Genomic DNA, 26840 nt, shown 5'->3' with positions numbered 1-26840 from the left:
CAAAGAGTAAATAATAGATTATGACAAACAGCAAATTATTTTTAAGTCTTTTGTTAGCGGGAGCAGTAGGAACTGCAAGTGCACAAAGTTTAAAGGATGCTAAGGCTGCCATGGAAGTTGAACAATATGGTAAAGCAAAGACCATGTTACAGCAATTGGTAACCAAAAAAGCAAAAGATGGAGAAAACTATTTTTATTTAGGACAAATCCACCTGATCAACGAGAAGGTAGACTCTGCAGCTGTCGTTTTCCAACAAGGTCTAACAGCTGATCCGAAAGAGAAGTTGAACAATGTTGGTTTGGGTACAGTTGATTTGGAAAAAGGTAATGTTGCCGCTGCTGAGCAGAAATTTGCAGAAGCTAGCAACAACATCGGTAAAAAAGAGTATTTAAATCTTTATTATATCGGTAGAGCGTATATCGATGCGCCAAAACCAGACTATAAAAAAGCGATTGAATACTTAACCAGAGCGAAAGAAATGAATGCTAAAGATCCATTGATCTCCGTAGCATTAGGTGACGCTTATGCTGGTCTTCGTGAAAACAGCCCTGCATATGTAGCTTACCGTGACGCTTTGGCGATCAATGATAAGTTATTGGCACCAAAGATCGGTCAAGCGATCATCAGTAGAAGAGCGCAGGCTTATGATCAAGTTTTGGAAGATTTGAATTTGTTAACAACAGAACATCCTGACTATGGTCCGATCTACCGTGAGATTGCAGAAACGTATTACCAATCATCTCGTAAAGCACCAGATGAGCAATACCGTGAGATCAACTTAAAAGCGTTGGAAGCTTATAAAAAGTATTTGACCTTAACAGGAGATAACTCCGTAGATGCTAAACTTCGTTATGCGGATTTCTTGGTATTCTCGGGTAACTACGATGAGTTGAAAACCGTTTCTCAAGAGTTGGCTGTGATCCCTGATGTAGATCCTAAAGTATTCCGTTATTTGGGTTACTTGGCTTTCACACAGGACAAAGATTACGCAAAAGCGAATGAGAACATGACGCAGTTGATGTCAAAAGTAGACACTAGCCGTTTGATCGGACGTGACTTCTTGATCGCTGGTATGTCAGCGGTATTAGCTGGAGACAAAGCAAAAGGATTGGAGTATCTGAATACAGCCATTTCGAAAGAAGGAGAAGATGATGACTTTGATGCAGAGATTGCAGAAACTGCTTTCTTGAAATACCAAGAAGGTGAGATCGAAGCAGCGAAGGAATTATTCAAAATCCCTGCGGCTAATCCAAAATCAGCATTCTATGCAGATGCTAACTACTATTTAGGACAAGCAGCTTATGGTGTAGGTTCGAAATTAGTAGCGGCACCAGAAGGTGTTGAATTGACTCCTGAGCAAGCGGCTGCAAAATACAACGAGGCAAAACCTCATTTGGAAGAAGCAGTAAGAGCATTAGGAATTGCAGCGCAAGCTACAGAGCAACGTGCTAAAGACATGTACCTGATCCCATCTTTGTACTACAAAGGTTTGTCGGAAATGGCATTGGATAACATGTTAGGTAATCCTGAAGCAGCTAAAGGTATTTTCGTAGATTCATTCACGAAATTATTGGATGCGATCAAAGCTTCTACCAAAGAAGATCCTAACAACAACGTATATGCAGCTGATGCGCATACTTACCTAGGATATTACGCATATATCAAAGGTGATAATGCAAAAGCGAAAGAGCATTTCAATCAAACAATTGCGTTAAGACCAGAAGATGCATTTGCAAAACAAATGCTAGAGAGTCTGTAATTTATAATGATTCAAAATAACAAAAAGGGGGCTGTTACAGATAACAGTCCCTTTTTTTGTTGACTTAATTTGCTATTTTTGTTATTCTACTAAATAGGGGTAAACTATAGATATGAATGAATTAGCTAGCCAAAGCGCACCTGTAGACTATATTCCAATTTTGATACAATTAGCTGTTGCTGTTGGGTTTGGTGTGACGACTATTATCGGCACCCATTTAATTGGTCCGAAGGTACGGACGGAGAATAAACTTGGCGCTTTTGAGTCGGGAGTGGAAGTGGTCGGAAATGCCAGACAGCCATTCTCTATCAAGTATTTTCTGGTTGCGATCCTTTTCGTGATTTTCGATATCGAGGTTATCTTCATGTATCCTTGGGCCGTTAATTTCCGTGAATTTGGGTGGCAGGGTCTAATCGAGATGTTCGTGTTTATGGGACTCTTGTTGTTAGGCTTTATTTACATTATTAAAAAGAAAGCATTGGATTGGGATTAACCTGAGCAGGTTAATCTTTTCCATTTAAAGGGAGACGAATAAAATGAGCAATATTACCTTAGCGGATAAGCCTCCAGGTGTAGAAGGGGCGGGATTTTTTGCAACGACTTTGGATAAGGCGATCGGATTGGCGCGTGCCAATTCCTTATGGCCTTTGCCGTTTGCAACATCCTGTTGTGGGATTGAATTTATGGCGACAATGGGATCGACTTATGACCTGGCACGTTTTGGTGCGGAGCGTCCGAGTTTTTCCCCACGCCAGGCAGATATGTTATTGGTGATGGGGACCATTGCCAAAAAGATGGCTCCGGTATTGAAGCAGGTGTATACCCAGATGGCAGAGCCACGTTGGGTAATTGCTGTTGGTGCCTGCGCTTCCAGCGGAGGTATTTTCGATACCTATTCGGTATTACAGGGGATCGATGAGATCATTCCGGTGGACGTTTATGTTCCTGGTTGTCCACCACGCCCAGAAGCTATCCTGGATGGCGTGTTGAGACTGCAGGATATCGTGAAGAACGAATCCCTCAACCGTAGAAATACCCCGGAGTACAAAGCATTATTAGAAAAATACGGAATCGCAACAGACAATGGATAAGTTGACCAATCAACTCGTTATATCAAAGTTACAGGCCGCTTTTGGCGACAAAGTGTACAACTTCAGCGAACCTAAAGGTTTGTTGACCCTTGAAACAGATCGAGAGACAATTATTGATCTGCTGATGATGATCAAGGAAGATGAATTTATGCAGTTTATTTACCTGACGGATATCACGGCGGTCCATTATCCTGAATTGGAAAAGGAATATGCAGTGGTATACCATGTGCATAGTCTGATCCATAACGTTAGGATCCGTATCAAGGTATTTATCACCGCAGCAGACCCTCGCATTCCTACAGCCTCCTTCCTTTGGAACGGAGCCAACTGGATGGAACGGGAGACCTACGATTTCTTCGGGATACAGTTTGAAGGGCATCCTGATCTGCGCAGAATCCTGAACATGGACGACCTTGGCGTATTTCCGATGCGCAAGGAATATCCATTGGAGGATCCGAACCGAGTTGATAAAAAGGATTTTTATTTTGGCCGTTAAGGGAGCAAGAAAATGAGTAAACCTATTACCCGTATATCATCCAACGCACCGGTATTTGAGGACAACGATCCGCAAGAGGATCTGATCACCCTGAATATTGGTCCTACCCACCCTGCCACCCATGGTGTATTCCAGAATGTGGTTCAGATTGATGGGGAGCGTATTGTGAGCGGTGTTTCCACCATTGGATACATCCACCGCGCATTTGAAAAAATAGCAGAACATAGACCATATTACCAAATCACGCCATTGACCGACCGTTTGAATTATTGTTCCTCACCGATCAATAATATGGGTTGGCACATGACCGTGGAAAAATTGTTGGATATTGAGATTCCAAAACGTGTGCAGTACATGCGTGTGATCGTGATGGAATTGGCGCGTATTGCCGACCATATTATCTGTAACGGTATCCTTGGTGTGGATACTGGAGCCTTCTCAGGCTTCTTGTACGTGATGCAGGAACGTGAGTTCATCTACGAGATCTACGAAGAGATCTGTGGTGCTCGTTTAACGACGAATATTGGTCGTATCGGGGGTTTTGAGCGTGATTTCAACGATGTTGCCTTTGAAAAAATCAGGGAATTTTTGGTTCGTTTCCCACCGGTTTTGAAGGAATTCCAGGAACTGTTTGACAGAAATAGGATCTTTATCGAACGTACGTCCAATGTTGCTGCGGTTATTCCGGAGCAGGCTTTGGATTACAGCTGGTCGGGACCAATCCTTCGTGCTACAGGGGTGGATTACGATGTTCGTGCGCATTCGCCATACTGTTCCTATGAAGAATTCGATTTTGATATTCCGGTAGGTACCAATGGGGATGTTTATGACCGGTTCATGGTTAGAAACGAAGAAATGTGGCAGTCGATGCGTATCATCGAGCAAGCCTTGGAAAAAATTGAGAAAGAACCGAAAGGGGTATTCCATGCGGATGTACCTGCTTTCTACCTGCCTCCAAAAGAGCAGGTCTATACCAATATGGAGGCCCTGATCTATCACTTTAAAATTGTGATGGGTGAATGGGATGCTCCAAAACAAGAGGTCTACCACGCGGTAGAAGGTGCGAATGGTGAACTGGGATTCTATCTGATTAGTGATGGAGGCCGTACGCCATATCGCCTGCACTTCCGCAGACCATCGTTCATCAACTACCAGATGTTTGCACCGATGAGCAGTGGTATGTTGATTTCGGATGCCATTATTAACATGAGTAGTTTAAATGTAATTGCAGGAGAATTAGATGCTTAGTGTAAAAGAAAATATGATCGTTGAGTTTTCAGCGGATCTATTGAAACAGTTTTCGGAGGTCGTAAGTCGTTATCCTGAAGGAAAACAAAAATCGGCACTTCTCCCAATCCTGCATATCGTACAAGCAGAATACGGATGGTTAAGTGTAGATGCGATGGAAAAAGTAGCGTTGTTTTTGAACATCCAGCCTATCGAGGTTTTTGAGGTGGCTACTTTTTATACCATGTTTCTATTACAACCATCAGGAAAATATCTTTTAGAGGTTTGTCGTACCGGACCTTGTTGTCTGGTAGGGGCCGAAAAGATCATGGACCACCTGGAACAGAAGTTAGGTGTAAAAGAAGGCGAAGTTACCCCGGATGGGCTATTTGCCTGGAGAGGGGTAGAATGTTTGGCCGCATGTGGTTTTGGACCTGTGCTTCAGATCGGTCCAAGCTATACCTTCTATGAAAACCTAACGGTTGAAAGTGTGGATCAACTAATCAGCGATTTAACCAATAAATCAAAAAACGAGGCTTAGTATCATGGGACGCAAGTTATTATTAGAACATATCAATGTGCCAGGAATCAATACCCTAGCGGTTTACCGCGAAAAAGGAGGGTATAGAGCCGTTGAAAAGGCCTTGAAGAGCATGTCTCCAGAAGATGTGGTGGAAGAGGTAAAGAAATCAGGGCTTCGTGGTCGTGGTGGGGCAGGATTCCCTACCGGTATGAAATGGAGTTTCTTGGCGAAACCTGAAGGTGTGCCGCGTTATTTGGTTTGTAATGGTGATGAATCGGAACCAGGTACATTCAAAGACCGTTATTTAATGACCTATATTCCCCATGCATTGATCGAAGGAATGATCGTTTCGAGTTATGCATTGGGCGCAAATACTTCCTATATCTATATCCGTGGCGAGATGATGCCACAGATCAGGATCATGGAAAAGGCGATTGAGGAAGCAAAGGCAGCTGGTTATCTAGGAAAGAATATTCTGGGTACAGGTTATGACCTGGAAATTTATGTACAACCGGGAGGAGGTGCCTATATCTGTGGTGAAGAGACAGCACTGTTGGAATCATTGGAAGGGAAACGTGGAAATCCAAGGATCAAGCCGCCATTCCCAGCCGTTGCCGGACTTTACAATTGCCCTACTGTAGTAAATAACGTAGAATCAATTGCTGCTACCGTTCCAATCGTGAATGATGGTGGTGAAGAATATGCAAAAATCGGTATTGAACGCAGTACTGGAACAAAATTGATCTCTGCATCTGGTAATTTGGTTAAACCAGGGGTGTATGAAATCGAAATGGGTCTTCCGGTAGAAGAGTTCATCTATTCGGATGAATACTGTGGGGGTATTGCCAATGGTAAGCGCCTGAAGGCTGTTGTAGCCGGAGGTTCTTCCGTTCCAATCCTTCCTGCGAACCTGATCACACATACCATCAATGGAAATCCGAGGTTGATGACCTATGAGTCATTGGCTGATGGAGGTTTTGTGAGTGGTACGGCGATGGGTTCGGGCGGTTTCATTGCGTTTGATGAGGATCAATGTATTGTGAGGAATACCTACAACTATACCCGTTTCTACCGTCATGAAAGCTGTGGACAATGTTCACCATGTCGTGAAGGAACTGGGTGGATGGAGAAGATCCTATACAAGATCGAGCATGGACATGGAAGCATGGAAGATGTGGATCTGTTATGGGAAATCCAGCGTAAGATTGAAGGGAATACGATCTGTCCTTTGGGAGATGCGGCAGCATGGCCTGTAGCGGCAGCGATCCGTCATTTCAGGGATGAATTTGAATGGCATATCCTGCATCCACAAGAAGCACAGCAACGTAATTATGGTTTAGCGCATTATGCCGATCCTTTGGTTCCCGTAACGGAATAAATAGGATCTTGATTTAAGAAGGATTATAATGGCAGAAGAAATACAAAAATTTAAGGTTACAATAGACGGGATCACCATTGATGTTGATCCTGGAACAACCATATTGAATGCGGCAAGACAGATCGGTGGGGAGATTGTACCTCCGGCGATGTGTTATTACTCCAAGTTGGAAGGCTCTGGAGGAAAGTGCCGTACCTGTTTAGTGAAAGTGAGCAAGGGATCAGAAAAGGACCCGCGCCCTATGCCTAAATTGGTCGCATCGTGTAGAACTACCGTAATGGATGGCATGGAAGTGTTGAACATCACGGCACCAGAAGTGGTAGAAGCTAGAAAAGCCGTGGTGGAGATGTTATTGATCAACCACCCTCTGGATTGTCCGGTTTGTGACCAAGCAGGTGAATGTAAGCTACAGGATTTAGGGTATGAACATGGCGCATTGCAACAGCGCTATGAATTTGAAAGAAGAACATTTGAGCGCATTGATATAGGCGACAAGATCCAACTGCATATGAATCGTTGTATTCTATGTTATCGTTGTGTTTTTGTGGCCAACCAATTGACGGAAAAAAGAGAACACGGAATCCTGAACAGGGGAGACCATGCCGAGATCTCTACGTTCATCCATCAGGCATTGGATCATGATTTCATTGGAAATGTGATCGATGTATGTCCTGTTGGGGCATTGACCGATAAAACCTTCCGTTTCAAGAACCGGGTTTGGTTCACCAAACCGGTAAATGCGCATTGTAACTGTAGCAAATGTTCCGGAAAGGTAACATTATGGTACAAGGGTACCGATGTGATCCGTGTTACGGCTCGTAAGGATGAGTTTGATGAGGTCGAAGAGTTTATCTGTAATGAGTGTCGCTTCGAGCGCAAGCATACGGATGATTGGGTATTGGAAGAACCAACCAAGGTAAGCGACCAATCGGTAATCGCTTCCAATCATTATGAGGCATTCAACCCACCTGCGGTGATCAAGAATGATCCGCTATTGAAAGAGGCGAATGTGGAACAGTTAGCAAGATCAGAAAAATTGAAATAAGCTAGGGAAATGGATACAGCCTTTATTATTGAAAAATTAATATTAGTAGTCATTGTATTTGTCATCACGTTGGTGATCGCAATGTACTCTACCTTGGCCGAGCGTAAGATCGCCGGTTTTATGCAGGATCGTCATGGTCCGGATCGTGCAGGGCTCTTCGGGATACTTCAACCATTATGCGATGGTGGTAAATTCTTCTTTAAGGAAGAGATTATCCCTGCAGGTGCACATAAATCCCTGTTTATTCTTGGTCCTACCCTGGCCATTATCACGGCCTGTATCAGTTCGGCAGTGATTCCGTGGGGACAGACCCTAACCATAGGCGACCGTTCAATCTTATTGCAGGTAGCAGATGTAAACATCGGCGTATTATACATTTTTGGGGTTATTGCCTTAGGTGTGTATGGTATAATGTTGGGAGGATGGGCATCAAACAATAAATTCTCTTTAATGGGAGCTATCCGTGCAGCATCTCAGAGTATCAGTTATGAGATTGCGATGGGACTTTCCATCATCGCCTTATTGATGGTTACCCAGACTTTATCCATTGGAGAAATCGTAGCACAGCAATCAGGCTTTGTCAATTGGAATATATGGGCACAACCTTTAGGATTCCTGATTTTCATGACCTGTGCATTCGCTGAATGTAACCGCGTGCCTTTTGACTTACCGGAGTGTGAGACCGAGTTAGTAGGTGGTTACCATACAGAATATTCGTCCATGAAATTAGGATTGTACATGTTCTCGGAGTACATCAATATGTTCGTTTCATCATCCCTGATGGCGGCGTTGTATTTCGGAGGCTATAACTTCCCATTCATGTATAATTTAGGTCTTTCGGAAAACTGGATCACCATTATCGGTACCCTGGTTTTCTTCCTTAAGATATTTGGTTTTATATTTTTCTTCATGTGGATCCGTTGGACCCTTCCGAGATTTCGTTATGATCAATTGATGAATCTAGGATGGAAGATGTTGATCCCATTGGCCATTGCGAACATCGTATTGACCGGGATCATCACGATTGTGAAAGATACATATTTTAATTAGCGGGGGTATTATGCAGTCATTATCGAATAGAAAAAAAGTATTAGAACAAAAACCCATGAGCTTTTGGGAGCGGATCTATCTTCCTGCGATCGCCAAAGGCTTATCCATCACCATAAAACACTTCTTCAAGAAGATCCCTACGATTAAGTATCCGGAGGAGATCCGTCCTTATTCAAAGAACTTCAGGGGACAGCACTCCCTAAAACGCGATGAATTAGGAAGAGAACGTTGTACCGCTTGTGGTCTTTGTGCCTTGTCCTGTCCGGCCGAGGCCATTACTATGACCGCTGGTGAAAGACAAAAAGGAGAAGAGAACCTTTACCGAGAAGAGAAATACGCCGTGGTATATGAAATAAACATGTTGCGCTGCATTTTCTGTGGTCTATGTGAAGAGGCATGTCCGAAAGAGGCCATTTATCTGGATGGAAAACATGTTACAGCCGATTATTTAAGAAAGGATTTTATTTATGGTAAGGACAAATTGTTGGAACCAAAATTTGATATCACCAAATTGTCTTCATCAACATCAAATAATTAACCTATGACTATTTTTTATTTTGTAGCCTTTTTGTCCATTTTCTTTGCGTTGATGACCATTTTCACAAAGAATCCGGTACATAGTGTGCTATATTTAGTAATTACATTTTTCACCTTTACCGTTCATTATATCTTATTGAATGCCCAGTTCCTGGCTGTGGTCAATTTTATTGTGTACATGGGAGCCATAATGGTATTGTTCCTTTTCGTACTGATGCTTTTGAACCTGAACAAGGATACGGAACCTATGAAATCCAATTTGGTGAAGTTCATGGGCGCTATTGCAGGGATGTGTCTATTGGCTACCTTCCTAGGAGCATTCAAGGTAATAGAAACAGATAATGGGATGGTGCAAGCGCACGAGAACATCGGTTTGGTGAAGAACCTGGGTAAGGTATTGTTCAGCGATTTCTTACTTCCATTTGAGATTTCCTCTATCCTGTTGTTGACAGCGATGGTAGGAGCGGTATTATTGGCTAAAAAAGAACCAAGAGTAAAACATGGATAGTCTTTTTCAAAATATGCAGGGGATTCCCATGAATCATTATTTGATTTTCTGCAGTATTATTTTTGTCATTGGGGTTATTGGGGTGTTGATCCGCAGAAATGTGATCATCATCATGATGTCTATTGAGTTGATGCTGAACTCCGTGAACCTTTTGTTAGCGGCCTTTTCGGCCTACAGTGGAGACCCAAGTGGACAAGTGTTTGTATTCTTTATCATGGCTTTGGCCGCGGCGGAAGTGGCGGTTGGATTGGCCATCATCATTATGGTGTACAGAAACACAAAATCGGTGGATATAGAATCCCTTAGTAAATTAAGGTGGTAGTATTAGAATATTAGATTGCTATTAGATATGATTGAATTAATTTGGACAATACCTTTAATACCACTTTTGGGATTTGTGGTCTTGGGATTATTGAGAAATCAACTTCCTAGACCTGTAATTGCCGTTATTGGTTGTGGGGTGATCCTGGTATCCTTTTTATTGAGCTGTGGAATCTTTAAGGAGGTATATGATGCAAGACAATTAGGAGAGAGTGGCGTATTCTCGAAAGAGATCTTCAATTGGTTTAACGTAGGTAGCTTTAGTTTGAACCTGAGCTTTTTGGTAGATCCATTAAGTGCCATCATGTTATTGATCATTACAGGAGTAGGGTTTTTGATACACCTCTATTCTTCCTGCTATATGTTGCATGACGATGGTTTTGGAAAGTATTTTTCCTACCTGAATCTATTTATCTTTTTCATGTTGCTGTTGGTATTGGGTTCCAATTACCTGGTGATGTTCATCGGCTGGGAAGGGGTTGGACTATGTTCTTACCTATTGATCGGTTTCTGGTTCAAGAACAGCAGCTATGCCAAAGCAGCTAAGAAAGCATTTGTGATGAACAGAATCGGTGATCTGGGTTTCCTGATCGCGATATTCTTTATCCTGGCGAATTTCGGCTCCTTGGAATACAGCGAAGTATTGCCAAAGGCAGCTTTATTGCCAATGGGCGATAGTTTGTTGCTGGTGATTACCCTATTGCTATTTGTGGCAGCTACAGGTAAATCGGCTCAGATTCCATTGTTTACATGGTTACCGGATGCGATGGCTGGTCCGACCCCGGTTTCTGCCTTGATCCACGCTGCGACGATGGTTACAGCGGGTATCTATATGATCGCCAGATCCAATATCATGTTTACCCTTTCGCCAATCACCATGCAGGTCATTGCGATTATCGGGGTAGCTACAGCATTGATCGCTGCTTTCATTGCGATCACACAAAACGATATCAAAAAAGTATTGGCCTATTCTACGGTTTCGCAGTTGGGCTATATGTTCTTAGGTTTGGGAGTGGGTGCTTTTACAGGTGCATTTTTCCACGTATTGACCCATGCCTTTTTCAAAGCCCTGTTATTCTTGGGTGCTGGTTCTGTTATCCATGCCATGAGCAGTGAACAGGACATGCGCTCCATGGGCGGTTTGAAGAAAGCCTTGCCGATTACCTTCATCACCATGATGATCGGTACAGTAGCGATCGCCGGGATTCCACCACTTTCCGGTTTCTTCTCTAAGGATGAGATCTTGGCCTATGCCTTTGTATCCAACCCTGTTTTCTGGGTCTTAGGTTTCTTAGGGGCACTATGTACGGCCTTTTATATGTTCCGGTTGATGTACCTGACTTTCTACGGGAAATTCCGTGGTACCAAGGAACAGGAGCATCATTTACATGAATCGCCTTGGCAGATGACCCTTCCATTAATCATCTTGGCAATCTTATCTTTTGTAGGCGGAGCATTGAATATTCCAGAAGCTTTAGGAGGCGGACATTGGTTGAAAGAATTTTTAAGTCCGGTATTTGCGCAGACCAATGCAGTGGCTACGCCATTTGAACTGTCGCACAGTACCGAATATATCCTGATGGCGGCTTCGGCTATTGGAGCTATCATCATGGCTTTCGTAGCTTATCAGAAATACATGAAGAAAGAAGATATCCCTCAAGCTGATGGAGCAACCGAACAATCCGGTCTATACAAACTATCCTACAACAAACTGTATGTGGATGAATTGTACGCCACGTTATTTGTAAAACCATTGAATGGCCTTTCGAAATTCTTCCACCGTGTAGTGGAGAAATCAGGCGTTGATGGTTTGGTAAATGGCATCGGAGATTTATTCGTTTCTTCGGGCAAAGGCGTTCGCCAGTTACAGAGCGGACATGTAGGGTTTTATATTTTCATGATGGTGATTGGAGTTATTGCCTTCATGCTTTACGGATTATTTACAATCTAGAACAGAATTTTAGGAATCAATGGATAACCTTTTTATACTGCTTTTATTACCTGTCGTAAGTGCCATCATTTTGGCATTTATGAAATCAACATCTGCAAAATGGGCAGCTTTTGTATTGGCCTTGCTACAATTGGGCCTGACCATACCATTTATCTGCAATTTTGTACCAGATGCCAGTGTACAGTTTTCACAATCCTGGAGCTGGATTTCCAACTTGGGCATTAACTTCCATGTTGGATTGGATGGCATCAGCCTACCGATGTTGATCTTAACCAATGGGTTGATCCCGTTGATCATCCTGGCGAGTTTCGGTCATCAGAAAACTGGAAATTTCTATGCCCTGATCTCCTTTATGCAGGCTGGTTTGGTCTTGGTATTTATTTCTTTGGATGCTTTCTCCTTTTATATAGGATGGGAAGCTGCCTTAATACCGATCTATTTTATCTGTGCCTTATGGGGCGAGGGCGATCGTATCCGCATCAACATGAAGTTTTTCGTGTATACCTTCTTCGGAAGTTTATTGATGTTGATCGCCATCATCTATCTATACCAACAATCAGGAACGAAAGATCTTTCATGGACTACCCTGACGCAATTAAGCTTAACAGAAGGATCCCAACGTTGGATATTCTGGGCATTCTTTGCGGCATTTGCCATCAAGATTCCTTTGTTCCCATTCCATTCTTGGCAGCCTGATACCTACACCCATGCACCAGCAGCGGGAACCATGCTGTTATCCGGGATCATGTTGAAAATGGGTCTTTTTGGATTATTGCGTTGGTTACTTCCTTTGGTACCTGATGCCGTAGCGAGCTATGGTATGGTGGCCATGATCATGAGTTTGATCGGAGTAGTCTATGGTTCCATCATCGCTTTCAAGATGAATGATGCGAAACGCTTGATCGCCTATTCATCCATTGCGCACGTAGGTCTGATTTCTGCTGGTATTTTCTCCTTCAGCCAAGAAGGTTTGCAAGGTGCGATTCTTCAGATGATCAACCACGGTATTTCGGTGGTGGGTCTTTTCTTTATCATCGATGTGATCCAACAGCGCCTAGGTACGAGGGATCTAAAGGAATTGGGTGGATTAGCGACAAAGATGCCTATTTTAGCCATCTGCTTTCTGATCATCCTAATGGGAGCGATCGGCTTACCATTGACCAATGGTTTCATCGGTGAATTCTTATTGTTGAAAGGGATCTTCTCCACAGCCGAGCATGGCGTTTGGTATGCCGTAATCGGAGGTACGACCCTGATCTTTGGAGCTGTCTATATGTTGCGCTTTTTCCAAAAGGCCATGCTGGGAACTGCTCAAAAGGATGTTTTGAATATTCAGGATGTAAGAGGATATGAAGCGTTATTGCTGATCATCATCAGTGCATTGGTTATTATTATCGGTATTTTCCCGAACTGCTTATTGCATCTTTCGGAGGCATCGGTAAGTCAATTATTACAACAAATTAAATAAAACAGGATTAACAAGATATTATGAGTGCGATTATCACACTTTCTCTATTAGGTATACTTATTTTGTATTTGGGTTTGTACAAGGCCAAAAATGCATTGTTGCCTGTAAGTATTTTAGGATTGGTTGCAGCTTTAGGCCTAGAGATCTATGCTTGGAACCAATCGGCAGAGCCATTGTACAAAGGCATGGTCTTATTTGACCATTTTGCACTTTCGTTTTCCATTGTCTGTATTTCATTGACCATCCTTATCCTATTCCTTTCCAAGGAGTACTTTAAAGCGATCTCTGATAACATTGCAGAATATTATACCCTGATCCTCTTTTCCCTGACCGGTGCTTTGATGGTATGTTCCTACCATAATTTTGCGATGCTGTTCATTGGGTTAGAGATCATGTCCGTAGCCTTGTACATCTTGGTGGGCATCCGCAGAAAAGACAAAGCTTCGAATGAAGCTTCCCTGAAGTACTTTTTGATGGGTGCATTCTCCACCGGTTTCTTATTGTTCGGTATTACCCTATTGTACGGTTCAACAGGTTCATTTGACCTGGCGGCCATCAAACAATATATCTTAGATAATCCAACCTCTGTTTCGCCGATGTTCTACGCGGGGATCCTGTTGTTGTTGGTAGGTCTATGTTTCAAAGTAGGTGTGGCTCCTTTCCACTTCTGGACGCCAGATGTGTATGATGGGGCACCGATCTTGATCACCAGCTTTATGAGTACCGTGGTGAAGATTGCTTCTTTCGCAGGTTTCCTGCGTCTGTTCAGTACCGTATTGGTTCCATTGAACGAATTCTGGACACCTGTGCTGATGACCGTAGTGATCATTACCCTTTTCGTTGGTAATATCTCAGCCTTGATGCAGACGAGCTTTAAGCGTATGATGGCTTATTCCAGCATTTCCCAAGCGGGTTATATGTTGTTTGCCATCCTTTCCATTGGACCTAATTCTGCCTCTGGTATCCTGACCTATTCCATGGCGTATGGCTTGGCATCCGTGATCGCTTTTGGTGCTTTGATCCTGGTGAAGAGACATGTTGGTTCGGACCAATTTGAATCCTTTAATGGATTGGGAAAAACAAATCCAGGTCTTGCATTTGCCGTAACCGTGGGTATGCTATCCTTAGCTGGTATTCCTTTGACCGCTGGTTTTATCGGTAAGTTCATGATGTTCAGTAATGTGATGAATGATTACCATACCGTTTTATTGGTATTGGCGGCAATCAATGCTGCGATAGGGGTTTATTATTACCTACGCGTGGTGGTGCACATGTATTTTATGAAACCATCCGAGGAACATGTGGTAAGTTTACCAATTAATTTCAAAGTGGTGTTTATCGTTGCGGTGATTTTAACCATCATTTTAGGTGTCTATCCGAATGCAGTAATCGCACTGATCTAGCTACTTAGGCTTCAGAATTAAATTTAACAGAATATTTTGGGAAAGCACAACATAAAAGTTGTGCTTTTTTCGTTTAATAATTTGAACTTTCACAACAAATTGTATCTTTATAAAGTTCCAGTTTTTATTATGAGGAGTGTCCGATTCTTTTGGGTTTTTTGTGTTTTTTTAGGCGTTCTATGCAATGCATGGGGCAACTTGATGGCGCAATCCCTCATCACTGGTAAAGTGGTTGATAAGGAAACCGGGAAGGCCGTTGCGGGTGCAACGGTAACCAACCTAAACAGTAGGGAAGCCACTTCCACCGATAGTATGGGTATCTTCCGATTAAAGCGCCCTCAATCTTCCAATAATTTTCATTTTCGCGCCCTAGGTTATAAAAACCTACGGACTCCTGCTGTTTTGGATTCCCTCCCGGATTCCATCGCTTGGATCATCGAATTGGATCCAGACGAAAACGCCATCCAGACTATTACCATTACCCATCGGGGAAAATACAGCAACAGGAACAATAGAGCGGTAGAGCTGATCGACCTGGTGATCCGCCATAAACATCAGAACCGATTGACCGGAAAGGACAGCCTGCAGTTTCAACAATATGATAAACTGAAGTTCGGCTTTGTTGACCCTAAACCGACCATCCGCAAAGGTATCCTAGACCTGAAGTTTCTTTTCCAGAACATCGATACCCTCAGTCAGCCTGGAAAGAAATTATTGGCGATGTACCAGGAGGAAAGCAACGCCCATGTGTATGGCAAAAGGAACCCATCAAAGTTCAAGAAACAGATCTATAGCCAGAAGAAAACGGAGTTTGACCAACGCTATATCAACAATCCCAACATTCAGGAATTCATGAACTATATGTTCCAGCAGGTAGATGTCTACGATGAATCCATCTACCTCTTGAATAAACAGTTCTTAAGTCCGATTGCAGACAATGGGAAGCTCTTTTATAAATATTATGTGGTAGATACCATTTTCAACAAGGAAGGGTATTTCATCAAATTAGATTTTGAACCAAGGAATACGCAGGACCTGCTGTTTTCGGGGACTTTGGAGATCAGTATGGATGGATCCTATGCGGTAAAGCAGGCTAATCTGAAGCTGAGCAGGAATGCCAATGTGAACTGGATCAAGGAAGCAGAGATCAAATTTCATTATCGGAAGGATGCCAGTGGGGTGATGCTTTCGGATACGACCAAAACATTTTTTACCCTTGGTGTCGGAAAATCGGAAACCCTATTTGCAGAACGTTTCAGTATCAATGAATCCTATAAGCTCAATGCAGCATTTCCAACGGGGGTATTTCAGGGTGCTCCAGTGGAGGTCTTAACCAATGCTGATGAAGTGGTCCCTGAAAGACCCGTCGCCTTGAATATTTACGAGAACAAAACCTATGAGAACATTGAGACCTTAAACAATAAGACGAGTTTTAAGTCGATGATGGCGGTGGGTTATCTGATTGCCCAAGGTTATTATAATTTGGGGATGTTTGAATTAGGTCCTTTGGAATACCTGTATAGCAGGAATAATATTGAAGGCAACCGCTTTCGTTTAGGTGGTCGAACCACGCAACTGTTGACCGATAAGGCTTATTTTGAAGGTTATATGGCTTATGGATCGGACGATGCCCGGTTCAAATATTTCCTGAAATCTGCTGTTACGCTGAATGGGAAATCCGTTGTGAACTTTCCTGCCCATTACCTGGAAGCATCGGTTCAAAATGATATCCTGGAGCCAGGAATGCAGATATCCTATCTGAAAGGGGATAGTTTCTTCCGTTCGATAAGGAGTAACCGCCCGACCAAATGGTTTGATACCCGTGGCTATCAGCTTCAACATGTCATCGAGTTTGGTAACCATGTGAGTGTGACTTCCGGTTTTACCCATATGGATAGGCATACTGTTGGCGATCTTCGCTTGGAAAGTTCCGCAGATCCGAATCAATTGTTGACCAATATTTCGACCAATGAAGTCCATGTTGATCTGCGCTGGGCGCCCTATGAGAAATTCTACTATAGGAATTTGACCAGAAACACCATCAAGGAAAAACATCCGGTATTCAATTTGAAATATACCCATAGCTTGGATGGTTTCTGGAACAGTAATTACAAATATGATAAATTGGTTGCTTCTGCTTCCAAGCGTTTTTTCCTGAACCAATTGGGGTTTGCGGATGTACGTTTGGTCGGAGGGAAGATCTGGGGAACTCTACCTTATCCGTTGTTGGAAATCCCTAATCTCCGCCAGAAGGATGACCGTCATAAGATCGATTTTGATATGATGAATTCGATGGAATTTGTTGCCGATCAATATGTGAAATTCAGTATTGACCATGAACTTCAGGGATTTCTGTTCAATAAGATCCCTTTGATCAAGAAATTGAATCTAAGAGAGGTATGGGGGGCTCAGATGTTCTACGGTAAATTGAGCGATCGCAACAACCCATACCTGAGTGATGAGGTAGTGCATTTTGACAGGGATGCCGATGGGCAATTATTGACCTATGTGTTGGATCGCGCACCTTATTGGGAAGGAACTGTCGGAATTGATAATATCCTGAACGTATTGAAGGTGGAATACGTGAAAAGATTGACCTATGAGGATGCTCCACGGGCCAGAGGAGACCGCTTCCGAGTATCCATCAATATTAATTTTTAAAACTAAAAGGAGCACATCCTTGATATAGATTTTAATTGTTCACAAACTATTCATTAATAATATGGAGAATTTTCAAAATATTGTCGTGGAGATTTTTGATCAGACTGCAGTGATCCGCATCAACCGCGAGTCGAAATTAAATGCACTCAATAAAGAAACGATCGCTGAGCTTAAGCATGCCGTAGCATCACTTGCTGAAAATAATGCGGTGAGGGGCTTGGTGCTAACAGGCACTGGCCCTAAAGCTTTTGTCGCGGGAGCAGATATTCAGGAATTCTTGGAAAAATCCAAGGCAGGGGCGATGGAGCTCTCGGCTTTTGGCCATGAATTGATGGATCGATTGGCTAATTTTCCAAAGCCGGTCATTGCTGCCGTCAACGGTTTTGCTTTAGGTGGTGGTTTGGAGTTGGCGATGGCCTGTCATATCCGTATTGCCTCATCGAACGCTAAAATGGGCTTACCTGAGGTTTCCTTAGGGCTTATTCCAGGTTACGGAGGAACCCAAAGGCTGCCTCAGTTGGTTGGAAAGGCAAAAGCCTTGGAAATGATGTTAAGTGGGGAGATGATCGATGCTGCCGATGGGTATAAGTGGGGTCTGGTGAATAAGGTGGTGGAGCAGGAGGTTTTAATGGAGGAAGTGTTTGCTTTGTTGAATAAGATGTATGCCAAATCGCGGAATGCCATTGCAACAGCGATTGAAGTGGTCAATACCGGGTTTGATGCAGAGCAGGATGGTTATAAGGCAGAGATCAATGCGTTTGGTCAGTGCTTTGGTTCGGATGATTTTAAGGAGGGGGTTTCTGCCTTCTTGGGAAAAAGAAAGCCTGATTTTAAATAAGATAGGTTAAAAATTATCTAAACCATCAAAAATTAGGTAAGCGGCAACAAACAAAAAGGCTTTATAAATTGTATCTATTCTTACAGTTTTCAATTATTACCATTATTTAATTTTTAAGGTCATTTTATGAGTTTAAATGATGTTTTTTCGCAAAAGGAACGGAATATCATTATTCTGCTTATCATTATTGTTTTAGGTGGGATAATCCTATATGCCACTTCCGGTATATTCGGTGCTTTTCTGGGCACAATGGTAATGTATACCCTTTTCCGAAATCTCAACATTTTTTTCATTGAGAAATGGCGCTGGCCAAAGCCCTTATCTTCTGTGGTGATCATTGTTATCTCGATCTTCATCATCGTCCTCCCATTCGTAGGGATAGGGAAAATGTTGTTCGATAAAGCGATCGAACTGCAGCAGAATCCCCAATGGATCCAGCGGACCATGGATGCGATCGATCGTTTTGCTGGAGATAAACTCGGACAACCTGACCTTATCGAAAAGCAGCTGGAGGCCAGTTCGGCCTATGCGGGTAAACTACTGACCTCTACCCTTAGCGGGGCAGCAAATGTGTTCCTTGAAGTCACTGTCATGTATTTTCTATTGTACTTCCTTTTTGTCAATTATAAAGGCTTTGAGGGGAGTATCGTCCATTATATGCCTTTTGATGATGAGAATGCCGTAGTATTTGGCGAGGAACTGAAGAACATCACCTATTCGAATATTATTGGGCAGACTTTCATTGCCATTGTTCAGGGCTTGTGCCTGGCCATAGGCTTTTACATCTTTGGTGCCAAAGACCCCATATTCTGGGGGGTAATCTGTGCTATTCTTTCCTTCATTCCTTTGCTTGGTCCGCCATTGATCTTTGTGCCTGCAGCCGTTATTCTTTTAACAGAAGGCCACAACTGGCAAGGGATTGGCCTACTGGTCTGGGGATTCGGCCTGGTGATCAATATCGATAATGTGCTACGTTTGGTAATTGCGAAAAAAGTAGGTGATATACATCCCATTATTACCGTTGTCGGGGTAATTATCGGTATTCCTCTGTTTGGGTTGATGGGGCTTGTGTATGGACCTTTGTTATTGGCGTATTTTCTGATTGCCGTTAGGATCTATAAAAGCAATAAAAGGCTCTCTTTGAAAAAGGATCAATTGCAGGAAACCTTGAATGAGGCGCCTTAGATTTAGATGGTAGATTTCATTCTCCCTCTGTCACGTACCCGAGCATGTATTCGTTAAAACGTTCATAGAATACCCGGAATGGCGTTTGCTCACCATCTTTTTGAAGCCAAAGTCTCATGGTTCCTTGGGGGTGGTAATTGAATGGTAGGATGCGCATGTCTTCCAAAAAGGAGACTCCTTTATTGCCCTGAAGTTTATATACGGCTTCTTTTGCGCACCAACAGGCATACAGCTGGTCAATTTCATCTTCCGGCTTAATGAACCCCAATTCATCAGGCTTAAGGAATTTGTTCTTGATACGGACAACCTTTTCCTTAACGATCTCCAGGTCGATCCCACACCTCCCTTTCAGGCTCAGCATTACCCCAGCATAATCATAGGAATGGGTCAGGGAAATCTCATATGGGAAATCGGGAAGATAGGGTTTGCCATTACCATCCGAAGGACAATTGATGTAATCCGGTGTCTGCAGCAAATACCTCAACAAAACCCTTGTCGCCAACCAATGTAAACTACGTTTTCCCTTCGCCAAACTGCGGAGTTTTGCTCTCTCGCGGTCATCCAACTGCAGAAAGCTCACCAGTTCTTCCTCTGATTCTTCAATTTTCCATAAGGCGATGCGACTGTTTTCGTCGAGTTCTTTGAGATATGCTAAGGCCATATGCAAATATAGCTGTTTTAGTATTTAGATCGAGGACTGATGGCCTTTTGATTTTTAGTCGATAACCTTTTAATATTTATTTGGATGCATGTGTATAAGTTTGGTTCATTCTGAGAATAGGACGAAAGTAATGTAAAAGTATGTGTTTTATTACCGGGCGCCTATTTTGGGCTTTTACATTGGTTTGGCCATACTTGAAGCTCGATTGCAGTTCGAAAAGAGGGTTTGACGATAAGGAAACGGCATTGAAATTCTAAGAACTTCATCTCCTATTGTCAATGCTGTTGCGAATGTGTATTTTTGAATCCCGCTTAATGGCAGGGTATTAGCTCAAACTTATGATTTTATCGGATAAAAGGATTTTAGAGGAGATAGACAAAGGAAGTATTGTCATCGAACCATTTGATAGGAAGTGTTTAGGGACCAATTCGTATGATGTGCATTTAGGTAAGTACCTTGCTACGTACAAAGATGAGGTGTTGGATGCAAGGAAACACAATGAAATCGACCATTTTGAGGTCCCTGCAGAAGGTTATGTTCTGATGCCTGGATCCTTATACCTTGGCGTTACCCTGGAATATACAGAGACCCATGGCCATGTCCCATTTTTGGAAGGGAAATCCAGTACAGGTCGGTTAGGGATTGATATCCATGCTACAGCCGGAAAAGGGGATGTAGGTTTCTGCAATACTTGGACCTTAGAGATTTCAGTAGCCCAACCGGTGCGTGTATATGCAGGCATGCCGATCGGGCAGTTGATTTATTTTGTTGTGGAAGGTGAAATCGAAACTTTTTACAACAGTAAAGGAAATGCCAAATATAATAGCAAAACCATCAGGCCAGTAGAAAGCATGATGTGGAAAAATGCCTTTTAGTTCGTATTTCTTATTAATACCCCACCCCGGATCTTCTTGGTTGTCTGATGGCAGGCCAGTCAGCTGGTTTCCCATCAGGACCGTTCGGTAGAATCCTTTTTTCCCGGTTTACCAATTCTGGTTCTTCGGAAGCTTTATAGGTGAGCACGGCGGTTAAGATGACATTGGAGATCAGATCATCAAAAACCAATTTATCGTAGGTATCCAAGTTGGTATGCCAGGTATTATTGAAATATCCCCATGATAGGGAGCTCAACATAAATCCCGGTACTCCGGCAGCCACAAAAGAGGCATGGTCAGATCCTCCACCACCGGGAGAACCTGGGAAGTCTGTTTTGATATCCTTGGTCACTTCACGTGGAACAGCCGCTAACCATCTGCCCATAAAATCATAGGCATGTACAAATCCAGAACCATTGATGTTGGCTACCCGACCTGTTCCATTGTCCAGGTTGAATACCGCTTGTGTCTTTTCGATAATGGCTGGATTATCCAATACAAAGGAGCGCGATCCATTCAGTCCTTGTTCTTCGCTTCCCCAAAGACCGATCAGGATGCTGCGTTTCGGGTTGGGTAATACTTTTTTCAAAACACGCGCAACCTCCATCATGGCAATGGTTCCTGTGCCGTTATCTGTAGCGCCGGATCCACCTTCCCAAGAGTCTAAATGGGCGGAAAGAATGATGTATTCATCTGGGAATTGAGATCCTTTTATTTCAGCTATGGTGTTGAAGGAAGGGACATTTCCGAGATGTTTTGAGGAGGTTTCTACCTTAATCTTTGGGGCATAGCCTTTTTCTGCCAAACGGTATAACATCCCATAATCTTCTAAAGAGATGTCAAGGGAAGGAACTTTATGCGATCTTGCACCGAATATCTTGTTTGCTCCGAATTCCATGGACCAGTAGCTTGTCAGGATGCCCACTGCTCCCGCTTCTTCCAAAACGGAAGGAATGGAATTGGTTTGCAGGCCTGTTGCCCTGATGCGGGCGTTCCAGGCCCGGTTCAAGGAATCGCGATTTTTCTGCATTTTCTCGATCGATTCTGGAGTTCCAAATTCTTTCCAATTGGCATCTGGGCGTCCGGTAGGTTGCGGCATGGATATCATGACGTATTTTCCTTTGACCTGAGGTAGCCATTGGCGGAAAGAAATGGAATCTTTAATGTCCGGTAACGCAATAACTTCTGCCTCGACCGCTTTTCCTTTGGTTGTGGGGCTCCAGGCAAGTTGGGTTCCCGCCAAGGATTTTGCACGAGGATGGGTCATATCGATATGGGAGATCCCCCTTTCCCAACCATGCCATTCGCCAAATTGTTGGTTCCTGGCTTCAATTCCCCAATTTTGGAAGGTTTTCAATGCCCATTCATTGGCTTTGGTCATTCCTGGAGTTCCGACCAAACGCGGGCCTACCACATCCAACAGCTCAAAAGCCAATTGTTCCAATTGGGAATTCCCTTTGGCTTCCTGAACGATTTTTTCAACGATAGGGTCTAATTTTTGCGGAGCCATCTGGCCACGCTGTGCGGATGCAGGGTTGATGAATCCTGCGCCAGTCAAGGTCAATCCTGTAAAAAGGAAAACAGTGGAAACCCGCCTGACGCGGAATATAAATTTTGTAATCATAATGGTTAGAATTTGGGTAAACCCCTAATTTCGCCAAAATAATTCGCTAAAGCAAAGCATATCCGATCTGTTAAGTTAACGATCTCATTTTCAACTTATTACCCCATTCTCCAAGCCTTGTATTGATTGATCAAGGCATTGGTAGAAGAGTCATGGCTACTGATTTCTTCGTTCCCTTTCAATTCTGGAAGGATTTTATTGGCCAATTGTTTTCCAAGCTCCACACCCCATTGATCAAAACTGAATATATTCCAGATCACCCCTTGGACAAAAATCTTGTGCTCATATAGTGCGATCAGCGTGCCAAGGGTCTTTGGTGTTAGCTTCTTGATCAGTATGGAATTGGTAGGTCTATTGCCTTCAAAAACCTTGAAGTTTTTCAATTCATCAATCTCACCTACCGATTTACCAGCATTTTTTAATTCTCCGACCACCTCTTCTTCGCTTTTGCCATTCATCAATGCCTCTGTTTGGGCAAAGAAATTGGATAGTAAAAGCTCCTGGTGGTTGCCAAGTGGATTGTGGGAGATGGCGGCCGCAATAAAATCACAGGGGATCATTTTTGTTCCCTGGTGGATCAATTGGTAGAAGGCATGCTGACCATTAGTGCCCGGCTCTCCCCAAATAATAGGTCCGGTTTGATAGTCCACCCGATTACCATTTCTATCGATATATTTGCCATTACTTTCCATATCGCCCTGTTGGAAATAAGCCGCAAAACGGTGCAGGTATTGGTCATACGGTAAGATGGCGTGGCTTTCTGCATCATAGAAATTGTTGTACCAGATACCCAACAAAGCCATGATTACAGGAATATTGCCTTCAAATTCTCTGTTTCTAAAATGCTCATCAGCTTCGAAGGCACCTAAAAGAAGGGATTCAAAATTGTCATACCCTACGGAAAGGCAGATGGATAGCCCGATGGCGGACCATAAGGAATATCGGCCCCCTACCCAATCCCAGAATCCGAACATGTTCGCAGTGTCAATCCCAAAATCGGCCACTCCCTTTTCATTCGTGCTCAAGGCAGCAAAGTGTTTCGCCACCTCCGTATCCTCGGCTCCAGTCTCAAGGAACCATTCCTTTGCTGAATTGGCATTCGCCATGGTTTCTTGGGTGGTAAAGGTCTTTGAAGCAATCAAAAACAAAGTGGTCTCGGGATTTAGGTTCTTTAAAGTTTCAGCAATATGGGATCCATCAACATTGGAAACAAAATGCACGTTCAATCGGGTCTTGTAAGCTCTTAAGGCCTCTGTCACCATGACCGGACCTAGATCTGAACCTCCGATGCCTATGTTTACAACATCCGTTATATCCCGTCCGGTAAAGCCCTTCCATACTCCTGATATCACGCGGTCTGTAAAATCCTTCATCCTCGCCAATACTTCGCGGACCTGGGGCATCACATCCTTTCCATCGACAAGAATCGGGCGATCGGATTGGTTTCTCAGCGCCGTATGTAACACCTCCCTTCCTTCTGTTTCGTTGATTTTTTCTCCATTGAACATCGCCTCGATAGCATCTTTCAATTGACATTCTCTTGCCAATTGCATCAACAGTGCCATTGTCTGCTCATCGATTCTGTTCTTGGAATAATCAAAAAGGATATCTCCGAGCCGTATGGAGAATTTATGAAAACGCTGGGGATCTTCCGCAAAAAGTTCCTTAAGGCTTTTTTCGTTGATGTCGATATAATGATCTGCTAAATATTTATAAGCTTGGGTGGTCGTAAAGTCTATTTTTGGTAACATATGTCGATTGATTTTCTTCAAATATAAGGATTAACAGCCTATCAATGGACAATTTTGTAGTATCTTTGTTCTATCAATTACATTTCAAATGTATAGAAAAAGCATTATTTTGAATAATTGAGGCAAACTCATCGCTTCCTCCATGCTGACTGCTATCATCTGTTCTATATTAGCACTTTCCTTAAAGCATTTTACAGAGTTTTTTGAAGAGACGGTATTCCATTTTGTTGAACAACGCAACACCTGGCTCTTTATCCTATTGCCCACCATTGGTACCACCGCGATATATTTTTTGCGTAAATACCTATTTCAAGGAAGAAAAAACAAAGGGATCACCGAGATATATAAAACATTATATGCCCGACGGGAGCATCTTCCTTTATTTAAGGTGGCATCCCATTACATCAATGGATTCTTGACCGTTGTCTTTGGGGGTTCAACAGGCGTGGAGGTTTCCACTGTTGTGGCTTCCGCTACTGTTGGGAATGCCATGTACCAGCGAAAAATTGCCGCAAAAAAATACAAGATAGAACTGATCTGTGCAGCTGTCACAGCAGGAGTAGGTGTCTTGTTTGTAAACCCTTTGGTGGGATTTCTCTTTTCCATGGAAGTTATCCACCGAGGTTGGACAAAAACAAAAATCATCGCCTGTTCTATTGCTGCGGTTGTTTCCCTGTGTATTATCCTGCTTTTTAATGAACAATCGATGTTTCAGGTAGCCGTAAATCATTGGTCCTATAAGGCGATACCCTTTATGCTGTTATTATCCATTTTGGCAGCTTTCTTAGCGGTATATTTCACCTTCATGGTTATTAAGGTGAAATCATTCTTTGGCAATATCAACAATAATTTTGTTCGTGTAAATCTTGGAGCCATTCCCGTTGGACTCTTTATATTCGCGATTCCGGCGCTCTATGGCGACAGCTATCATGGACTAAAAGAGGTGCTGCATGCAGGTACTAACTCTTGGGGAATGTTGATTCTCGTGGTATTATTGAAGCCGATCGCCGCTTCGCTTACCTTGGGAGATGGTGGAGTTTTTGCACCGAGTATCGTGGCTGGAGGATTTCTTGGATTAATGGTCTGCTACTTGGGGAATACCTTTTTTGGACTTGATTTGGTGCCGATCAACTTTCTGGTCATAGGTGCTGCAGTAGCGCTTTCAGCGGCCATTTTCGCGCCTTGGACAGCCGCAGTTCTGGCTTGCTCATTAGCGCCAAATGCGTTCGTTTTGATTGGTCCATTAGTGATCTGCTGCTTTATTTCCTGGCAATTGGCCAAAAAAATTCTTCCCTATAATGTTTATACCTATGAATTTCATAGGTAAGTTCCATTTTATTTTATCTTTGTGATATGACCAAGGAACAAATACAAGACTTGAGGGATCGATTGGCATCCCTGAGGAGGCATCTTTGACATTGATGCCAAAAAAGAAGAGATAGATCGTGATACCCAGATCACGCTTCAACCTGATTTTTGGGATGATCCCAAAGCAGCAGAAAAAGTATTACACGCGATAAAGAACCATAAAGTTTGGACGGATCAATTTGATGCGGTAACAGCTTCTGTGGAAGATACAGGGGTATTGTACGAGTTTTTCCAGGCTGGAGATGCAACGGATAAGGAATTGGAGGAGCAATACCAGATTGCTCTTTCGGATATCGAAGAACTGGAATTCAAGAACATGTTGAGTGCAGAGGAAGATCAGTTGGATGCAATTCTTCAGATCACTGCCGGGGCCGGGGGGACGGAATCCTGTGATTGGGCAGCCATGTTGATGCGTATGTATATCATGTGGGGCGAAAAACACGGTTGTAAGGTAACGGAGCAGGATTATCAAGAAGGAGATGTGGCGGGGATCAAGACCGTGACCCTTCAGTTTTCCGGAAACTTCGCTTACGGCTACCTGAAAGGAGAAAATGGCGTGCACCGTTTGGTCCGTATTTCACCTTTCGATTCCAATGGTAAAAGACACACCTCTTTTGCTTCGGTCTATGTTTATCCCCTGGTGGATGATAATATTGAAATTGAAATCAAGGATTCGGAGATCGAGTGGGATACCTTTAGGGCAGGTGGTGCTGGTGGACAGAACGTGAACAAAGTAGAAACGGCGGTTCGATTGCACCATAAACCAACCGGTATCATCATCAAGAATCAGGAATCCCGATCACAATTGCAGAACAAGGAAAATGCGATGCGTTTATTGAAATCGCAATTGTATGAGATCGAGATGCGCAAGCGCCAGGAGGCTACAGCTGCCATAGAGGGCTCCAAGAAGAAGATTGAATGGGGATCCCAGATCAGAAATTATGTACTTCATCCTTACAAGCTTATCAAAGACCTTAGGACGAATGTGGAAACTTCCAACACCCAATCTGTACTTGATGGAGATCTTGACAGTTTCCTAAAAGCCTATCTCATGGAATTTGGGGGATAAAATTTTGAATCTATTTTTTAAATATTGTCCTTTTAGGTTAATTGTTCCTA

Annotated in this window: 24 protein-coding genes; 21 read left to right on the top strand and 3 right to left on the bottom strand. The window is 43.1% G+C overall.

The features are described 5' to 3' along the window. Positions 1-20 precede the first annotated feature (20 nt). The 18 genes from CRJ00_RS00565 to CRJ00_RS00480 all read left to right on the top strand — a co-directional run bounded on the left by CRJ00_RS00565 (position 21) and on the right by CRJ00_RS00480 (position 19442). Positions 21-1760 (top strand): tetratricopeptide repeat protein, encoded by a 1740-nt coding sequence (locus CRJ00_RS00565; RefSeq protein ID WP_099364995.1) that lies wholly within the window; start codon positions 21-23, stop codon positions 1758-1760. A 112-nt stretch (positions 1761-1872) separates the two neighbouring features. After that, positions 1873-2253, top strand: coding sequence for an NADH-quinone oxidoreductase subunit A (locus tag CRJ00_RS00560; protein ID WP_099364994.1), 381 nt, complete (start codon positions 1873-1875; stop codon positions 2251-2253). Positions 2254-2296: 43 nt separating this feature from the next. Continuing rightward, positions 2297-2851: an NADH-quinone oxidoreductase subunit B gene (locus CRJ00_RS00555; protein WP_099364993.1), complete on the top strand. Its 555-nt coding sequence runs from the start codon at positions 2297-2299 to the stop codon at positions 2849-2851. After that, entirely contained in the window at positions 2844-3347 is a 504-nt protein-coding gene (locus CRJ00_RS00550; RefSeq protein ID WP_099364992.1) for an NADH-quinone oxidoreductase subunit C, read from the top strand. Before CRJ00_RS00555 ends, CRJ00_RS00550 begins: the two co-directional genes overlap by 8 nt. Positions 3348-3359: 12 nt before the next feature. Beyond that, positions 3360-4595: an NADH-quinone oxidoreductase subunit D gene (locus tag CRJ00_RS00545; protein WP_180268387.1), complete on the top strand. Its 1236-nt coding sequence runs from the start codon at positions 3360-3362 to the stop codon at positions 4593-4595. After that, a complete protein-coding gene (locus tag CRJ00_RS00540) occupies positions 4588-5115 on the top strand; it encodes an NADH-quinone oxidoreductase subunit NuoE family protein (protein ID WP_099364991.1) in 528 nt (175 codons plus the stop codon). Before CRJ00_RS00545 ends, CRJ00_RS00540 begins: the two co-directional genes overlap by 8 nt. Before the next feature lie 4 nt (positions 5116-5119). Continuing rightward, positions 5120-6475, top strand: coding sequence for an NADH-quinone oxidoreductase subunit NuoF (gene nuoF / locus CRJ00_RS00535; RefSeq protein WP_099364990.1), 1356 nt, complete (start codon positions 5120-5122; stop codon positions 6473-6475). Positions 6476-6503: 28 nt separating this feature from the next. Continuing rightward, on the top strand, positions 6504-7520 hold the full coding sequence (locus tag CRJ00_RS00530; protein ID WP_099364989.1) for a 2Fe-2S iron-sulfur cluster-binding protein: 1017 nt from the start codon (positions 6504-6506) through the stop codon (positions 7518-7520). A gap of 9 nt (positions 7521-7529) precedes the next feature. Continuing rightward, positions 7530-8570 carry an NADH-quinone oxidoreductase subunit NuoH gene (nuoH, locus tag CRJ00_RS00525; protein ID WP_099364988.1) on the top strand — a complete coding sequence of 347 codons (1041 nt, stop codon included), beginning with the start codon at positions 7530-7532 and terminating at the stop codon, positions 8568-8570. A gap of 10 nt (positions 8571-8580) precedes the next feature. Next, a complete protein-coding gene (locus CRJ00_RS00520) occupies positions 8581-9108 on the top strand; it encodes a NuoI/complex I 23 kDa subunit family protein (protein WP_099364987.1) in 528 nt (175 codons plus the stop codon). 3 nt (positions 9109-9111) lie between these two features. Beyond that, complete coding sequence (locus tag CRJ00_RS00515) at positions 9112-9615, top strand: NADH-quinone oxidoreductase subunit J family protein (RefSeq protein WP_099364986.1); 504 nt, start codon at positions 9112-9114, stop codon at positions 9613-9615. Continuing rightward, on the top strand, positions 9608-9937 hold the full coding sequence (nuoK, locus tag CRJ00_RS00510) for an NADH-quinone oxidoreductase subunit NuoK (RefSeq protein ID WP_099364985.1): 330 nt from the start codon (positions 9608-9610) through the stop codon (positions 9935-9937). The genes CRJ00_RS00515 and nuoK overlap by 8 nt, the downstream gene beginning before the upstream one ends. A 27-nt stretch (positions 9938-9964) precedes the next feature. After that, positions 9965-11887, top strand: coding sequence for an NADH-quinone oxidoreductase subunit L (nuoL, locus tag CRJ00_RS00505; protein ID WP_099364984.1), 1923 nt, complete (start codon positions 9965-9967; stop codon positions 11885-11887). 19 nt (positions 11888-11906) lie between these two features. Then, a complete protein-coding gene (locus CRJ00_RS00500; protein WP_099364983.1) occupies positions 11907-13355 on the top strand; it encodes a complex I subunit 4 family protein in 1449 nt (482 codons plus the stop codon). A gap of 20 nt (positions 13356-13375) precedes the next feature. Continuing rightward, positions 13376-14758 carry an NADH-quinone oxidoreductase subunit N gene (locus tag CRJ00_RS00495; RefSeq protein ID WP_099364982.1) on the top strand — a complete coding sequence of 461 codons (1383 nt, stop codon included), beginning with the start codon at positions 13376-13378 and terminating at the stop codon, positions 14756-14758. 201 nt (positions 14759-14959) lie between these two features. Continuing rightward, a complete protein-coding gene (locus CRJ00_RS00490) occupies positions 14960-17419 on the top strand; it encodes a DUF5686 family protein (RefSeq protein ID WP_180268386.1) in 2460 nt (819 codons plus the stop codon). A 61-nt stretch (positions 17420-17480) separates the two neighbouring features. Next, positions 17481-18257 (top strand): enoyl-CoA hydratase/isomerase family protein, encoded by a 777-nt coding sequence (locus CRJ00_RS00485; RefSeq protein WP_099364980.1) that lies wholly within the window; start codon positions 17481-17483, stop codon positions 18255-18257. Between the two features lie 126 nt (positions 18258-18383). Next, entirely contained in the window at positions 18384-19442 is a 1059-nt protein-coding gene (locus tag CRJ00_RS00480) for an AI-2E family transporter (protein ID WP_099364979.1), read from the top strand. A 16-nt stretch (positions 19443-19458) separates the two neighbouring features. Here the strand turns inward: CRJ00_RS00480 and CRJ00_RS00475 are convergent, their stop codons facing one another. Further along, complete coding sequence (locus tag CRJ00_RS00475; protein WP_099364978.1) at positions 19459-20103, bottom strand: 4'-phosphopantetheinyl transferase family protein; 645 nt, start codon at positions 20101-20103, stop codon at positions 19459-19461. Positions 20104-20441: 338 nt separating this feature from the next. Between CRJ00_RS00475 and dcd the strand changes: the two genes are divergently transcribed. Further along, on the top strand, positions 20442-20978 hold the full coding sequence (gene dcd / locus CRJ00_RS00470) for a dCTP deaminase (protein WP_099364977.1): 537 nt from the start codon (positions 20442-20444) through the stop codon (positions 20976-20978). 13 nt (positions 20979-20991) lie between these two features. On the opposite strand, the gene CRJ00_RS00465 is transcribed toward dcd, so the two are convergent. Together CRJ00_RS00465 and pgi are read right to left on the bottom strand one after the other, a co-directional pair. After that, the gene (locus CRJ00_RS00465; protein WP_218962151.1) at positions 20992-22602 is read right to left on the bottom strand and encodes a M20/M25/M40 family metallo-hydrolase; all 1611 of its coding nucleotides are present in this window, start codon (positions 22600-22602) and stop codon (positions 20992-20994) included. 98 nt (positions 22603-22700) lie between these two features. Next, on the bottom strand, positions 22701-24353 hold the full coding sequence (gene pgi / locus CRJ00_RS00460) for a glucose-6-phosphate isomerase (protein WP_099364976.1): 1653 nt from the start codon (positions 24351-24353) through the stop codon (positions 22701-22703). Positions 24354-24495: 142 nt separating this feature from the next. Here pgi and CRJ00_RS00455 point away from each other — a divergent pair, with 142 nt between their 5' ends. Together CRJ00_RS00455 and prfB are read left to right on the top strand one after the other, a co-directional pair. Further along, positions 24496-25680: a chloride channel protein gene (locus CRJ00_RS00455; protein ID WP_099364975.1), complete on the top strand. Its 1185-nt coding sequence runs from the start codon at positions 24496-24498 to the stop codon at positions 25678-25680. A gap of 26 nt (positions 25681-25706) precedes the next feature. Beyond that, positions 25707-26790 (top strand): peptide chain release factor 2 gene (prfB, locus tag CRJ00_RS00450; protein ID WP_144038051.1). Its coding sequence is split into 2 segments (ribosomal slippage): positions 25707-25766 and positions 25768-26790, totalling 1083 coding nucleotides; the frame shifts between segments, so codons are not numbered across the junction. Positions 26791-26840: the final 50 nt, after the last annotated feature.

The sequence above is a fragment of the Sphingobacterium sp. 1.A.4 genome (assembly GCF_002734245.1).
GTDB classification, from domain to species: Bacteria; Bacteroidota; Bacteroidia; order Sphingobacteriales; family Sphingobacteriaceae; genus Sphingobacterium; species Sphingobacterium tenebrionis.
Note: the sequence above shows the minus strand (reverse complement) of the source record. Positions and strands in the feature narration are given on the sequence as shown.

Excerpts from the sequence above, each read along its gene's own strand:
- CRJ00_RS00485 (WP_099364980.1), top strand. The coding sequence starts at position 17,481 with ATGGAGAATTTTCAAAATATTGTCGTGGAGATTTTTGATCAGACTGCA.
- CRJ00_RS00555 (WP_099364993.1), top strand. The coding sequence starts at position 2,297 with ATGAGCAATATTACCTTAGCGGATAAGCCTCCAGGTGTAGAAGGGGCG.
- pgi (WP_099364976.1), bottom strand. The coding sequence starts at position 24,353 with ATGTTACCAAAAATAGACTTTACGACCACCCAAGCTTATAAATATTTA.
- CRJ00_RS00520 (WP_099364987.1), top strand. The coding sequence starts at position 8,581 with ATGCAGTCATTATCGAATAGAAAAAAAGTATTAGAACAAAAACCCATG.
- CRJ00_RS00465 (WP_218962151.1), bottom strand. The coding sequence starts at position 22,602 with ATGATTACAAAATTTATATTCCGCGTCAGGCGGGTTTCCACTGTTTTC.
- CRJ00_RS00515 (WP_099364986.1), top strand. The coding sequence starts at position 9,112 with ATGACTATTTTTTATTTTGTAGCCTTTTTGTCCATTTTCTTTGCGTTG.
- nuoL (WP_099364984.1), top strand. The coding sequence starts at position 9,965 with ATGATTGAATTAATTTGGACAATACCTTTAATACCACTTTTGGGATTT.
- nuoF (WP_099364990.1), top strand. The coding sequence starts at position 5,120 with ATGGGACGCAAGTTATTATTAGAACATATCAATGTGCCAGGAATCAAT.
- CRJ00_RS00560 (WP_099364994.1), top strand. The coding sequence starts at position 1,873 with ATGAATGAATTAGCTAGCCAAAGCGCACCTGTAGACTATATTCCAATT.
- CRJ00_RS00530 (WP_099364989.1), top strand. The coding sequence starts at position 6,504 with ATGGCAGAAGAAATACAAAAATTTAAGGTTACAATAGACGGGATCACC.
- CRJ00_RS00545 (WP_180268387.1), top strand. The coding sequence starts at position 3,360 with ATGAGTAAACCTATTACCCGTATATCATCCAACGCACCGGTATTTGAG.
- nuoK (WP_099364985.1), top strand. The coding sequence starts at position 9,608 with ATGGATAGTCTTTTTCAAAATATGCAGGGGATTCCCATGAATCATTAT.
- nuoH (WP_099364988.1), top strand. The coding sequence starts at position 7,530 with ATGGATACAGCCTTTATTATTGAAAAATTAATATTAGTAGTCATTGTA.
- CRJ00_RS00455 (WP_099364975.1), top strand. The coding sequence starts at position 24,496 with ATGCTGACTGCTATCATCTGTTCTATATTAGCACTTTCCTTAAAGCAT.
- CRJ00_RS00565 (WP_099364995.1), top strand. The coding sequence starts at position 21 with ATGACAAACAGCAAATTATTTTTAAGTCTTTTGTTAGCGGGAGCAGTA.
- CRJ00_RS00550 (WP_099364992.1), top strand. The coding sequence starts at position 2,844 with ATGGATAAGTTGACCAATCAACTCGTTATATCAAAGTTACAGGCCGCT.
- CRJ00_RS00490 (WP_180268386.1), top strand. The coding sequence starts at position 14,960 with ATGGCGCAATCCCTCATCACTGGTAAAGTGGTTGATAAGGAAACCGGG.
- CRJ00_RS00475 (WP_099364978.1), bottom strand. The coding sequence starts at position 20,103 with ATGGCCTTAGCATATCTCAAAGAACTCGACGAAAACAGTCGCATCGCC.
- CRJ00_RS00480 (WP_099364979.1), top strand. The coding sequence starts at position 18,384 with ATGAGTTTAAATGATGTTTTTTCGCAAAAGGAACGGAATATCATTATT.
- CRJ00_RS00495 (WP_099364982.1), top strand. The coding sequence starts at position 13,376 with ATGAGTGCGATTATCACACTTTCTCTATTAGGTATACTTATTTTGTAT.
- CRJ00_RS00540 (WP_099364991.1), top strand. The coding sequence starts at position 4,588 with ATGCTTAGTGTAAAAGAAAATATGATCGTTGAGTTTTCAGCGGATCTA.
- CRJ00_RS00500 (WP_099364983.1), top strand. The coding sequence starts at position 11,907 with ATGGATAACCTTTTTATACTGCTTTTATTACCTGTCGTAAGTGCCATC.
- dcd (WP_099364977.1), top strand. The coding sequence starts at position 20,442 with ATGATTTTATCGGATAAAAGGATTTTAGAGGAGATAGACAAAGGAAGT.